Annotated in this window: 13 protein-coding genes; 8 read left to right on the top strand and 5 right to left on the bottom strand. The window is 71.4% G+C overall.

Annotation, left to right across the window (positions count from 1 at the left end; all coding sequences use genetic code 11):
* Positions 1-71 precede the first annotated feature (71 nt).
* The 3 genes from J2Z33_RS07890 to J2Z33_RS07880 all read left to right on the top strand — a co-directional run bounded on the left by J2Z33_RS07890 (position 72) and on the right by J2Z33_RS07880 (position 4268).
* The gene (locus tag J2Z33_RS07890; protein WP_209839642.1) at positions 72-2381 is read left to right on the top strand and encodes an adenosylcobalamin-dependent ribonucleoside-diphosphate reductase; all 2310 of its coding nucleotides are present in this window, start codon (positions 72-74) and stop codon (positions 2379-2381) included.
* An 87-nt stretch (positions 2382-2468) separates the two neighbouring features.
* Positions 2469-3542 (top strand): hypothetical protein, encoded by a 1074-nt coding sequence (locus tag J2Z33_RS07885; RefSeq protein ID WP_209839640.1) that lies wholly within the window; start codon positions 2469-2471, stop codon positions 3540-3542.
* A 66-nt stretch (positions 3543-3608) separates the two neighbouring features.
* A complete protein-coding gene (locus J2Z33_RS07880) occupies positions 3609-4268 on the top strand; it encodes a VOC family protein (protein ID WP_209839638.1) in 660 nt (219 codons plus the stop codon).
* On the opposite strand, the gene J2Z33_RS07875 is transcribed toward J2Z33_RS07880, so the two are convergent.
* From J2Z33_RS07875 to J2Z33_RS07865, 3 genes are read right to left on the bottom strand one after another with little or no spacing between them, the layout of a single operon-like run.
* A complete protein-coding gene (locus J2Z33_RS07875) occupies positions 4257-4688 on the bottom strand; it encodes a DMT family transporter (RefSeq protein WP_209839636.1) in 432 nt (143 codons plus the stop codon). The genes J2Z33_RS07880 and J2Z33_RS07875 overlap by 12 nt on opposite strands.
* Complete coding sequence (locus tag J2Z33_RS07870) at positions 4685-5128, bottom strand: DMT family transporter (RefSeq protein WP_209839633.1); 444 nt, start codon at positions 5126-5128, stop codon at positions 4685-4687. The genes J2Z33_RS07875 and J2Z33_RS07870 overlap by 4 nt, the downstream gene beginning before the upstream one ends.
* Complete coding sequence (locus J2Z33_RS07865) at positions 5125-5931, bottom strand: glycosyl transferase (protein WP_209839631.1); 807 nt, start codon at positions 5929-5931, stop codon at positions 5125-5127. The genes J2Z33_RS07870 and J2Z33_RS07865 overlap by 4 nt, the downstream gene beginning before the upstream one ends.
* 165 nt (positions 5932-6096) lie before the next feature.
* Between J2Z33_RS07865 and rpsD the strand changes: the two genes are divergently transcribed.
* Positions 6097-6720 (top strand): 30S ribosomal protein S4, encoded by a 624-nt coding sequence (gene rpsD / locus J2Z33_RS07860; protein WP_209839629.1) that lies wholly within the window; start codon positions 6097-6099, stop codon positions 6718-6720.
* A gap of 100 nt (positions 6721-6820) precedes the next feature.
* The gene (locus J2Z33_RS07855; protein ID WP_209839628.1) at positions 6821-8269 is read left to right on the top strand and encodes a homospermidine synthase; all 1449 of its coding nucleotides are present in this window, start codon (positions 6821-6823) and stop codon (positions 8267-8269) included.
* A gap of 7 nt (positions 8270-8276) precedes the next feature.
* On the opposite strand, the gene J2Z33_RS07850 is transcribed toward J2Z33_RS07855, so the two are convergent.
* Entirely contained in the window at positions 8277-8546 is a 270-nt protein-coding gene (locus J2Z33_RS07850) for a WYL domain-containing protein (protein WP_209839626.1), read from the bottom strand.
* A gap of 59 nt (positions 8547-8605) precedes the next feature.
* Positions 8606-9808, bottom strand: coding sequence for a calcium-binding protein (locus J2Z33_RS18675; protein WP_209839624.1), 1203 nt, complete (start codon positions 9806-9808; stop codon positions 8606-8608).
* Between the two features lie 244 nt (positions 9809-10052).
* Here J2Z33_RS18675 and J2Z33_RS18275 point away from each other — a divergent pair, with 244 nt between their 5' ends.
* The 3 genes from J2Z33_RS18275 (at position 10053) to J2Z33_RS07835 (ending at position 12707) form a co-directional block, all read left to right on the top strand.
* Complete coding sequence (locus tag J2Z33_RS18275; protein ID WP_245218692.1) at positions 10053-10655, top strand: hypothetical protein; 603 nt, start codon at positions 10053-10055, stop codon at positions 10653-10655.
* 85 nt (positions 10656-10740) lie between these two features.
* Entirely contained in the window at positions 10741-11793 is a 1053-nt protein-coding gene (hisC, locus tag J2Z33_RS07840) for a histidinol-phosphate transaminase (protein WP_245218705.1), read from the top strand.
* Positions 11790-12707: a prephenate/arogenate dehydrogenase family protein gene (locus tag J2Z33_RS07835; protein WP_209839620.1), complete on the top strand. Its 918-nt coding sequence runs from the start codon at positions 11790-11792 to the stop codon at positions 12705-12707. Before hisC ends, J2Z33_RS07835 begins: the two co-directional genes overlap by 4 nt.
* Positions 12708-12719: the final 12 nt, after the last annotated feature.

Below are 12719 nucleotides of genomic sequence, written 5' to 3'. Positions count from 1 at the left end.
GCCCACATCTTGTTGACCATCCCCCAGGGGAACGCCAAGATCGGTGTTCATCCTTCGTTCCAGAGGTTGCCATGGCCAACGACCAGACCCCCCTCGGCTCGCGCTTCCTCGCGCCGATCTCGGAGCCGATCTGGGATATGAAGTATCGCCTCAAGGCCCCAGACGGGACGCCGGTGGACCTGACGGTGGAGGATACCTGGCGGCGGGTCGCGAAGGCGCTGGCCTCGGTCGAGGCGGACCCCTCGGCCTGGGAGGAGCGGTTCCACGACGCGCTGGACGGTTTCCGCTTCCTGCCGGCGGGACGGATCGTGGCCGGGGCTGGCACCGGGCGGAGCGTGACGCTCTTCAACTGCTTCGTCATGGGCACGGTCGAGGACTCGATGGCCGGCATCTTCGACGCGCTCAAGGAGGCGGCGCTGACGATGCAGGCCGGGGGCGGCATCGGCTACGACTTCACGACGCTGCGGCCCCGAGGCGCGCCCGTGAAGGGGGTCGGCGCGGACGCCTCGGGGCCGCTGTCCTTCATGGACGTGTGGGACGCGATGTGCCGCACGATCATGTCGGCGGGCTCGCGGCGCGGCGCGATGATGGCGGTGATGCGCTGCGACCACCCGGACATCGAGGACTTTGTGACGGCGAAGCAGGACCCTCAGCGCCTGCGGATGTTCAACATGAGCGTGCTGGTCACCGACCCGTTCATGGAGGCGGTAAAGACGGATGCGGACTGGGACCTGACCTTCGGCGGCAAGGTCTTCCGCACGATCCGCGCGCGCGACCTCTGGGACCGCATCATGCGATCCACCTACGACTTCGCCGAGCCGGGGGTGATCTTCATCGACCGGATCAACCGCGAGAACAACCTCCGCTACGCCGAGACGATCGCCGCGACGAATCCCTGCGGCGAGCAGCCCTTGCCCCCCTACGGGGCCTGCCTGCTGGGATCGGTGAACCTCGCGCGGCTGGTGCGCGACCCGTTCGGGCCGGGGGCGCGGCTGGACGAAGCGGAGCTGCGGGAGCTGGTCGCCGTCGCCGTGCGGATAATGGACGACGTGGTGGACCTGTCGCGCTTCCCCCTGCCGCAGCAGGCCGAGGAGGCGCGGACCAAGCGGCGGATCGGGCTCGGGGTGACGGGCCTCGCCGATGCGCTGATGATGCTGGGCTTGCGCTACGGGTCCGAGGCGGCGGCGGACTGGACGCGCGCGACCATGCGGCAGGTGGCGCGGGCGGCCTACCTCGCCAGCGTGGACCTCGCGAGGGAGAAGGGGCCGTTCCCGCTCTTCGACGCCGACCGCTACCTCGAATCCGCGATGATGCGGCGGATGGACGAGGACGTGCGGGAGGCCGTGCGTGCCCATGGCATCCGCAATGCGCTCCTCACCTCCATCGCGCCGACGGGGACGATCTCGCTCTACGCCGGGAACGTGTCGTCGGGGATCGAGCCGGTCTTCGCCACCTCCTACACCCGCAAGGTGCTCCTGCCGGACGGCAGCCGGCGCGAGGAGGAGGTGGTGGACCACGCCGTCGCGCTCTGGCGGCGGCTGAAGGGGGACGCGCCCTTGCCGGATCACGTGGTGACGGCGCAGGACCTCGCGCCGCTCGACCATGTGCGGATGCAGGCGGCGGCGCAGGAGTGGGTGGATTCGTCCATCTCCAAGACGATCAACGTCCCGGCCGACATCCCATTCGAGGACTTCCGGGACGTGTATCAGGCCGCCTGGGACATGGGCTGCAAGGGCTGCACCACCTACCGGCCGAACGCCGTCACCGGCTCGGTGCTATCGGTCGCCGAGCCGAAGCCCGCGCCCAAGGCCGAGGTGGTTCCGATGGACCGTCCGGAGGAACTGGAAGGCGCGACCTACAAGCTGCGCTGGCCGGGCTCGGAGCACGCCATCTACATCACCGTGAACGACATCGTGGTCGAAGGTCGCAGGCGGCCGTTCGAGGTCTTCATCAACTCCAAGAACATGGAGCATTACGCCTGGACCGTGGCGCTGACGCGGATGATCTCGGCGGTGTTCCGGCGCGGGGGCGAGGTGGCCTTCGTGGTGGAGGAGCTGAAGGCGGTGTTCGATCCGCGCGGCGGGGCCTGGATGGGGGGCAAGTATGTGCCCTCGATCCTGGCCGCCATCGGCATCGAGATCGAGAGGCACCTGAAGCGCATCGGCTTCCTCGACAGCGAGGCGAGCCTGGTGCCGGGGCAGGGGGTGGCGACGCCGGTCGAGCGCACGGGCAAGTTCGACGACGCCGGCTGGGAGGAGGCGCCCAAGGACGCGGCGGCGGCGGCTCCGGGCGCGGCCTGCCCCTCCTGCGGCAGCACCGAGGTCCGGGTGCAGGAAGGCTGCCTGAGTTGCGCCACCTGCGGCTTCTCGCGCTGCGGCTGACAGGAACCCCCGCGCAGCTGCGGCATTGAGGGGGCGCGGGGACAGGCATCCCCCGCGCGCGCCCAAAGCCGAGAAGGAATCGACACCGTGGCCAACCAACCGAACCCGCCCGATCCCGACGACGCCGTCACCGAGCGCGCCGTGTCCATGGCCGACCGTCCTTCCGCGTCCGGGGCCGGCGCGGGCCGCGCCATCAACGCCGCCTTCAGCCGCCGCCGCCCCGACGAGCCCGCGCCGCAGGTCCTGACCACGGGCCAGCAGGACACCCGCATCGAGGGACCGGGCTACCCCTCCGAGGACCGTGACGACGTGGACCCGGAGGACGGCCCCGAGGACGAGGAGGACGACCTTGATGACGACGACCTCGACGCCGAGGACGATATCGACGACGAGGGCGCCGAACTGGAGGAGGACGAGGACGGCTATCGTCGAGGCGGTGAGGCTCCGGGGCTGGAGACCGGCGACGGCCAGCTCGACGAACTGATGGTGCCGCCCGGCGGAGACGCCCTGGGCGGCGACCGCGACACCGATCCCAACCTCAACGGCGGGCACGGCATCGTCATGACCGCGCCCGAGGAAGGCCCGATCCCCATCGAGGACGAGCCCACCGACACCTCGATCATTGGCCATGGCCACGAGGACAAGGCCGCTTGGAACCGCGAGAGGATCGCCCATCTCCAGGATCTGGAGAACGACGAGCGCGACCTGCGCGACGCCACCTCGGAGAGCGCGGGCGTCGGCGGGGCCGTTCTGGCCGGCGCGGCCGAGGGCTGGGAGGGCGGCGACGCCTCGCCCACGATCCCCACCGACGACCGCTTCGATGCGGAGCTGTCCGAGGAGGAAGAGGTCCTGGGCGACCTGCGCCTCGATGACGCCGGGGACGTGATGGGCGACGACTCCATCGTGGACCCCAACAACACGCCCTTCCTCCCCGAGCACCGCGACCTCCCCGACGACAACCTGTCGCTGGAGGAGCAACTGATCGCCACGCCCGGCGAGGACATCCTGTCCTCGGGCGCCGAGATCGGCGTCAACGAGGAGATGGAGGCCGAGGACCTGAACCAGTCCGACTCCATCAGCCGCCTCTACGAGGACACCCGCGAGTTCCTCGACGACTCCATGGCCGGCAACGAGCGCAAGGGCGGCGTGGAGAACGACTGAGACGCGGGGCTCGCCAAGAGGGGCGGGGCTGGCTAGGACGCCGGGAGCAACCCGGAGGAGCCCCCGATGACCCGTGTCCTGATCCCCGAGCTGGTTCTGCGCGACCCCGAGGCGGGGGCGGATCGGCTCGGGCGGCTCTTCGGCTTCCGGCCCGAGGGCGACCGAATGGTGCTGGGGTCACAATCCGTGATCCTGTCGGCGGGCGAGCCTGACGGACGGCACGGCCGGATCGACCACATCGCCCTGTCGGTGCCCGACCTCGGCGCGGCCCTGCGCGAGTGCGTCGGACGCGGCGCCCATATCTCGGACGCGACGCCCGAGGGGCCGGTTCACATCGCCGAGTTCTGGGAGGGGGGCGTGGACTACGTCTTCCTCGACGGCCCCGAGGGGGCGAAGATGGAGCTTCTGGCCCGTCGCCCGCCCGCGCCGCGCGCCGCCTGGGGGCACGAGCACATCGGCCTGTCCTGCGCCGAGTTCGCGCCGATGCGGGACTGGCTCCTGGGCCTGGGGTTCATCGAGCAGTCCCGCGTGACGCTTCACCGCCCCGGCGGCGACGTGGAGGCGAGCTTTCTCGCCTGGGGCGACGACGTGGTGGAGCTGTATTGCCTGCCCGAGACGCGGGCGAACCCGACGCTGAACGCCGGGCGCGGCTTCTGGCGGCTGCGGGCCGAAGGGCTGGACGGCCCGCAAACCGGCCCCGAGGGCGTCGAGATCCTACCCCTTTGACCGCAGGGCCACGCCCGCGAGGATGACCGCCACCCCCAGCGCGCGCAGCGGCGCCCCTTCGGCGCCGCGCAGCGTGTCGATCAGCGCCCCCGACACCATCTGCCCGGCGATCACCAGCATCGCCGTGCTCGCCGCGCCGAGACGGGACACCAGCCAGCTCCCCGAGGCCACGAAGACCACGCCCAGCGTGCCGCCCGCCCAGGCGAAGGCCGGCACCTCCCCGAGCCCGGCGGGCAGGAGCGGCCCGCCCGCCCGCATCCAGAGCCCGAGCGCGGCAAGGACGAGCGCCAGGAACCCGACGAGGTGATTCCAGAACGACGCCCCGAGCGCGCCCTTCGTGAGCGACAGCCGCCCGTTCACCTGACGGCTGAGCCCGATCAGCACCCCCGCACCGACCGCCATCAGGATCGGCGCGATCATCGCGGCGCCCCGAAGATCAGCAGCGCGCTCCCGCCCAGGATCAGCCCGAGCGACAGGAGGTCGCGCCACGTCGCCCGGCGGCGCGGCATCCCGAGCAGCCCCCAGCGGTCCGCCGCCAGCCCGAACCCCGCTTGTCCCACGAGGCCCAGGGCCAGCGTCCCCGACAAGGCCAGCGCCGTGTTGGCCGCGACCGAGGACAGCATCACCGTGAGCGCCCCCAGCAGCCCGCCGAGATAGGCCCAGCCCGGCGCGGTCCCCTCGCCCCGGACGCGGCCCAGCACCGCCAGCGCCAGCACCGCCGCCACCGTCCCCGTCGCGTGCGGCACGAGCGAGCCCCAGACCGGCCCCGCCTGCGCCGTCACCGTCGAGTTGCAGAGCACCATGAGCGTCAGGAGCCCGCCGGACCCCAGCGCGATCAGCACCAGGACCGGCCGACTCATTCCCGCCAGTGCTCCGCCACCCAGGGCGCGGGTCGGACGTAGTGGCGCAGGTGCTTGACCAGCCCTTCGCGCCGCTCGCCCCGCAGCCCCTTGGCAAGGTGGTCCAGCGGCGCGGTTGCCGGCACGCTGTCGCGGTAGCGCCCGGCGATGGCGTCGGGCGGGTTCAGCGGGCCGGGGAAGATCACCACGCGCGCCTCCTCGGGCAATCGCGGCGCCTGGACATAGTTGAGCGGGAAGGGCGGGATGCAATGCCACTTGAACACCGCGACCCAGCCCTTCGGCCAGAAGCTCACGCCCCCCGGCGCGTTGCGCGTCACGAAGCGCTGCTCGAAGCGGTATTCGTCGGCCACGCCCTGCGGATCGGCCAGGAACCTCTCGCGCAGCGGCGCGAGCTTGCCCACGGGAAAGCGGAAGATGGAGGTCTGCCCCAGCTTCTCCAGCGGCGTGTTCGGGTTGCGCGCGAGGATCACGTCGTCGGGCGAGCCCACCTCGAAGAAGCCGTCGAGCGACCCCGTCACCACCACGTCGAGGTCGATGAACAGCACCGGCCCCACAGGACCCCCGAGGTCGGGCAGCCAGAGCCGCGACTTGCCCCAGACGCCGTAGGTGTTGCGGGGCATCTCGCAGCCCATCGGGGGCAGGGGCAGGCACCGCACCTCGGGCCGCACGCCCGTCGCGTCGTCCGTCAGGCACCAGAACTCGAAGGGCGGCGTCGTGTGGCGCGCGACCATCCCATACAGGCGGTTGAGGTATTCAGGGCCGTATTTCCGGCCCCAGCGGATGGCCAGGAACTGCTTCTTCATCGCGCCAGCATCGGGGCGGGGCGCGGGCTTGACAACCCCCGCCGGACCCGCCAAGAGGCGCCCCTGGTGTTGGCGGCCCCCGCAAGGGGAGGCCTGTCGCCCCGCGAGGGGAAAGGACAACGCCCTTCAACCCAAGGCCATCCGGCCGCATGAAGGAGATCAGCCGTGACCAAGCGCACCGCTGCCAAGTACAAGCTCGACCGCCGCATGGGCGAGAACGTCTTCGGACGCGCCAAGTCGCCCGTCAACAAGCGGGAATACGGCCCCGGCCAGCACGGCCAGCGCCGCAAGAACAAGCTCTCGGACTTCGGGACCCAGCTCCGCGCCAAGCAGAAGCTGAAGGGCTTCTACGGCGACCTGACCGAGAAGCAGTTCAAGCGCATCTACGCCGAGGCCGCCCGCGTGAAGGGCGACACCGGCGAGAACCTCGTGGGCTTCCTCGAGCGTCGCCTGGATGCCGTGGTCTACCGCGCCAAGTTCGTGCCGACCATCTGGGCCGCCCGCCAGTTCGTGAACCACGCCCACGTCCTCGTGAACGGCAAGTCGGTGAACATCCCCTCCTACCGCGTGAAGGAAGGCGACGTCATCGAGGTCCGCGCCAAGTCCAAGCAGATGATCCTGATCCAGGAAGCCATCGCCCTGACCGAGCGGGACGTGCCCGACTACCTGGAAGTGGACCACAGCAAGCTGGTGGCGACCTTCGTGCGCCAGCCCGGCCTGTCGGACGTGCCCTACCCGGTCATCATGCAGCCGAACCTCGTGGTCGAGTTCTACGCCAAGAACGGCTGATCCGCCGTCGCTTCGGCGCTGTTTTCGGGCCTGTCGCGGAACCCCCGCGGCAGGCCTTTTCGTTGCCGAATCCGCAAGGACAGGGCAAAGGACGGGCACCATGGTCGAAACAGCACCCCGGGGGCGCAAGGCCCCGAGCCATCCCGTCCACGCCCGCATCGAGGGCGCGGTCGTCCTCATCGGCTTCGGCTCCATCGGCGTGGGCGTCCTGCCGCTGATCGAGAGGCACTTCGAATACGATGCCTCGCGCCTCGTGGTGATCGACCCCGACCCCGACATGGGCAACTGGCTCCGCCAGCACCGCATCCGGCACCTGGAGGTCGGCCTCACCCGCGACAACTACCGCGAGATCCTGGGCGACCTGTTCGGCGGCGGGCCGGGCTTCTGCGTCAACGTCTCGGTGGACGTGTCCTCGCTCGACGTGATGCGCTTCTGCCGCGAGATCGGCGTCCTCTACATCGACACGGTGGTCGAGCCCTGGGCCGGCTTCTACTTCGAGACCCCCGACAACGCCGCCCGCACCAACTACGCCCTGCGTGAATCGGTGCGCGAGGAGAAGCGGCGCCACCCCGGCGGCCCGACCGCCGTGAGCTGCTGCGGCGCCAACCCCGGCATGGTGTCGTGGTTCGTCAAGGAGGCGCTCCTGCGCCTCGCCGCCGACACCGCGCGGGACGTGGCGCCCCCGACCACGCGCGAGGGCTGGGCGCGGCTCATGCAGTCCCTCGGCGTCAAGGGCCTCCACATCGCCGAGCGCGACACCCAGGCCCGCGCCCGCCCCAAGCCGCGCGGCACCTTCGTCAACACCTGGTCCGTGGAGGGCTTCATCGCCGAGGGCTTCCAGCCCGCCGAGCTGGGCTGGGGCACCTTCGAGCCCTGGTTCCCCGAGAACGGCCATCGCCACGACCACGGCTCCCGCGCCGCGATCTGGCTCGAACGCCCCGGCGCGATCACCCGCGTCCATAGCTGGTGCCCGACGCCCGGCCCGCAGTTCGGCTTCCTCGTCACCCACAACGAGGCCATCTCGATCAGCGACTACTACACCGTGGGCGACCCGGCGGCCCCCGAGTTCCGCCCGACCTGCCACTACGCCTACCACCCCTGCGACGAGGCGGTGCTGTCGCTCCACGAGCTGTTCGGCGGAGGCCGCAAGCAGGACCGCCTGGAGATCCTCACCGCCGACGAGATCACCGAAGGCGGCGACGAGCTGGGCGTCCTCCTCTTCGGCCACGAGCGGAACGCGCTCTGGTATGGCTCGCGCCTGTCGAACGACGAGGCGCGGCGGCTCGCGCCGCTCCAGAACGCCACGGCGCTTCAGGTCTCCTCGGCCATCGTCGCCGGGATGGTCTGGGCGCTGGAGAACCCCGAGGCCGGCATCGTCGAGACCGACGAGATGGACCACGCCCGCTGCCTCCAGATCCAGCGCCCCTACCTCGGGCCGCTGGAGGCGCACTTTACGGACTGGACCCCGCTCGCCACGCGATGGGACCTGTTCCCCGAGGAGCACGACGACGACGAGCCCTGGGCCTTCCTGAACGTGCTGGCGACCTGAGCCCCGCCTAGACCTCCGCGAGGATGCGGTCCATGCGGGGGTCGCCGCGCACGTAGCCCTCGCGCGGGTCGAGGAAGGTGCGCTCGGTCAGCTCCAACTCCTCCATGTCGTCGGCGTGGAAGCTGCGCCAGCCCTTGCGGCTCTGCCACCCCGTCAGCCGCAGCCGGCCGCCATCGAGCCCGAGCCGGTAGGGCTCCACGGTGCGATGCTCGCCGTGGTAGCGGAATGCGATCACGCGCCGGTCGCGGATCGCCTGCCTGAGAAGCGTCTCGGTCATCGCGGCCCCCGCGGGAACAAGCGCCGCGGCGGGCCTCCTGTTCCCGACCGGGGCGGCCTTCAGAGCAGGAAGTCGCTCCGGCCCAGCGAGGAGCCGTCGGCGATGTCGATCAGCACCTCCAGCTCGCTGGCGGCGTCGCCGTCGAGGTTCACCCGCACGTCGATCAGCCCGTTGTCGAGCACCGCCGCGCGGACCTGGAAGGCCTCCGTGAAGGCCCGCGTGCCCCGCCATTCCAACTCGCCCGAGGCGTAAAGGTCGGTGAGGTCGATCCGGTCGCCCTGCTCGAAGTCGAGGATGCGGTCCTGGGCCGAGCGGCTGCTCGCCGGGCCCTCGCCGCGCAGGAAGTGGAAGATGTCGTCGCCGCCGCCGCCGTAAAGGGTGTCCACCCCCGACCCGCCGCGCAGGACGTCGTCGCCGCCGCCGCCGAACAGCCTGTCGGACCCGGCCTCGCCCCAGAGCGTGTCGTTGCCGGACTCGCCGAGCAGGAGGTCGTCGCGCGACCCGCCGTTCAGGTCGTCCCCGCTGGTGCCGCCGTACAGGCTGTCCCGGCCGCTCCCTCCGATCAGCATGTCGCGGCCGCCCTGCCCGAACAGCCGGTCGTTGCCGCTGCTGCCGAACAGCTCGTCGCTGCCCGACCCGCCCTCGATGCGGTCGTTGCCCGACCCGCCATGGGCGATGTCGTTGCCCCCGTTCATGTCGAGCTCGTCGTTCCCGCCGAGCGCCAGCACCCGCTGGGACGAGTTGGAGAAGTCGCGCTCGTCCGACCGGGAGCCGAGGCTTTGGAGGAAGGGCAGGTCCGGCGTGGAGACGTTGAGGCTGTAGGTGCCGGTGCCGCCGTTCACCTGCGCGAAGGAGAACTGGCCGCTCAGGTAGTCGTTCGCGGCTTGGTGGACGGCCACGTAATGGATGCCCGACACGTCGGGCTGGAACACCAGGTAAGGGTCCTGGCTGAGGCCGAAGATCCCATTGTTGTCGTCGCTCGCGACGCGGCGGCCCTGGCTGTCGATCAGGTCGATCTCCAGGTCGATCGAGCCGAGCCCGCCCGCGCGCCCGTCGATGTCGAACAGGTATTCCTGCCCCGCGACCAGGGACAGGCCGAACAGGTCCACGTCGCCGGGCACCTCGATGGCCTGATCGACGGCGGCGATCGAGTCCCAGGACGGGTTGTCCACGCCGCCTCCCGATCCGGTCGTGAAGATGGCGCGGGACAAGAGGCTGGCGTCGGGCAGGACGTTGGACGACAGCGAGAAGCTGGTAGGCATGATTTCCTCCAAGGCGCGCCACGTTGGGCGCGTGGGCCGGCGGGCAACGAGCCCTCGTCCGGCCGGGTTGAACCCCAGTCGGGCTTACCTAGTCCGCCATCCGGCGGACGGAAAGGGGCCTGGGCCAGGCCGTCCCGTCACGCGGGCTCCGGGCGCGGCCCTTGCGGCGCGTGGGGGGCGTCGCCATCTGCCTTGAACGGCAGGCGCCCCGCCCCCGGCCCAGCCTTGGAAACGGACCCACGCGATGACGGAACTGATCTACGGCTTAGACCCGCTCTGCGGCTGGTGCTACGGCCTCGTGCCCGCCATGCGGCGCGTCGCGGCCGACCACCCGGACCTGCCGATCCGGCTCGTCATGGCGGGCCTCGTGACCGATGAACGGGTCGGACCCTACGCCGAGATGGAGGGCTACATCCGCCGCGCCTCCAGGCGCCTGCGCGAGGTGACCGGGCGCGGGCCGTCCGAGGCCTTCTTCCGCCTCATCGCCACGCCGGGGGTGGAGGGCAACAGCGGCCCGCCCTCGGTCGCCATCGCCCATGTCGCGGGGATGCGCCCCGAGCGCGCGGTGGACTTCGCCCACAGCGTCATCGAGGCCCACCACGGCGAGGGCCGCGACCTCAACCGCGAGGAGACCTACGCGCCCCTCCTCGCCGCCGTGGGGCTGCCGCCCGATCTGCCCGACATCCATGACCCCCAGCTCTGGGACGCGGTGTGGGAGCAGGGCCGGCGCATCGGCCTCCAGAGCTTCCCGACCCTCGCGGTGCTCAAGGACGGGCACGCCAGGGTCCTGCCCTCCGAATACGACCCGGAGCGGCTCTCGGCGCTGGTGGGGCAGGCGGCGACGTGACGCTGGCATCCCCTGCGGCGCGTCGCTAGAAGGGCGCCCGACAGGAGGCCCCGACGTGACCCGCATCACCCCCCAGCCCGGCATCATGGACATCGCGCTCTACGAGGCGGGGGTCTCGCACCTGGAGGGGAAGGCCAACATCCTCAAGCTCTCGTCCAACGAGAACCCGCTAGGGGCGCCCGAGCCCGCGCGCGAGGCGTTCCTGCGCGCCGCGCGCGACCTGCACCGCTACCCCAGCACCGACCACGCCGCCCTGCGGGCCGCCATCGGCGAGGTCTGGTCGCTCGATCCCAGGCGCATCATCTGCGGCGTGGGCTCGGACGAGATCATCACCTTCCTCTGCCAGGCCTACGCCGGCCCCGGCGAGGAGGTCATCCACACCGAGCACGGCTTCTCCATGTATCGCATCTCGGCTCTCGCCGTGGGCGCGACCCCGGTGGAGGTGCCCGAGCGCGAGCGGACCACCGACGTGGACGCGATCCTTTCAGCCTGCACCGACCGCACCCGGCTCGTGTTCCTCGCCAACCCCAACAACCCCACCGGCACCATGATCGGCGAGGGCGAGCTGCGCCGCCTCGCCGAGGGGCTGCCCCCGCAGGCCATCCTCGTGCTCGACGGCGCCTATGCCGAATACGTGGAGGGCTACGACGCCGGGGCCGCGCTCATCGCCGGGCGCGACAACGTCGTGATGACCCGCACCTTCTCCAAGATCTACGGGCTGGGCGGGTTGCGCGTCGGCTGGGGCTACGGCCCGCAGGCGATCATCGACGTGCTGAACCGCATCCGCGGCCCGTTCAACCTGTCCACCGCCGCGCTCCTCGCCGCCGAGGCCGCCGTCCGCGACCGCGCCTGGGTCGCGCGCTGCCGGAGCGAGAACGCCCGCTGGCGCGACTGGCTCGCCCGCACGCTGGCCGAGATGGGCGTCCCCTCGGACGTGTCCACCGCCAACTTCATCCTCGCCCGCTTCGCTGACCCGCCCGAGGCCAACGCCTGCGACGAGCACCTCCGCTCCGAAGGCATCATCGTGCGCCGCGTCGCGGGCTACAAGCTGCCCCATTGCCTGCGGATCACCGTGGGCGACGAGGCCTCCTGCCGCCGCGTCGCCCACGCCATCGGCCAGTTCAAGGGTCTGCGGTGATCTACGAGCGCGTCGCCCTGATCGGCCTCGGCCTCATCGCCTCCTCCATGGCCCACGCCCTGCGGCGGGACCGCCTCGCCGGCGAGATCGTCGGCTACGCCCGCACCGCCGAAACGCGCGAGACCGCCCGCGAGATCGGCCTCTGCGACCGCGTGACCGACACGGCGCGCGAGGCCGTCGAGGGCGCGGACCTCGTGGTGCTCGCCGTCCCCGTCGGCGCGATGGGACCGCTGGCCGAGGAGATCGGCCCCGCGCTCCGCCCCGGCGCGACGCTGACCGACGTGGGCTCGGTCAAGCGCGCGGTCATCGAGGCCGTCACGCCCCACGTCCCCCAGGGCGTCCACTTCATCCCGGCCCACCCCCTCGCCGGGACCGAATACTCCGGGCCCCGCTCCGGTTTCGCCACGCTCTTCGACAACCGCTGGTGCATCCTCGTGCCCAACGGCGCCGACCGGCAGGCGGTCGAACGCCTCGCCCAGCTCTGGCGCGGGATGGGCGCCAACGTGGACGAGATGGACGCCGACCACCACGACCTCGTGCTCGCCGTCGTGTCCCACACGCCGCACCTGATCGCCTACACGATGGTCGGCGTCGCCGACCACCTCGAACGGGTGAGCCACGGCGAGGTCATCAAGTATTCCGCCTCGGGCTTCCGCGACTTCACCCGCATCGCCGCCTCGGACCCGACGATGTGGCGCGACGTGTTCCTGACCAACCGCGACGCCACGCTCGACATCCTCGGCCGCTTCACCGAGGAGCTGTTCGTGCTCCAGCGCGCGATCCGCATGGGCGACGGCGCGCATCTCCACGCCTACTTCACCCAGACCCGCGCGATCCGGCGCGGCATCGTCGAGGCCGGGCAGGACACCGCCGCGCCGGACTTCGGCCGCGCTCCGGTGACAGCCCCCGGCTGACGGGGCGCCGCC

The organism is Rubellimicrobium aerolatum (genome assembly GCF_017872975.1).
Classification (GTDB): Bacteria; Pseudomonadota; Alphaproteobacteria; order Rhodobacterales; family Rhodobacteraceae; genus Rubellimicrobium; species Rubellimicrobium aerolatum.
Note: the sequence above shows the minus strand (reverse complement) of the source record. Positions and strands in the feature narration are given on the sequence as shown.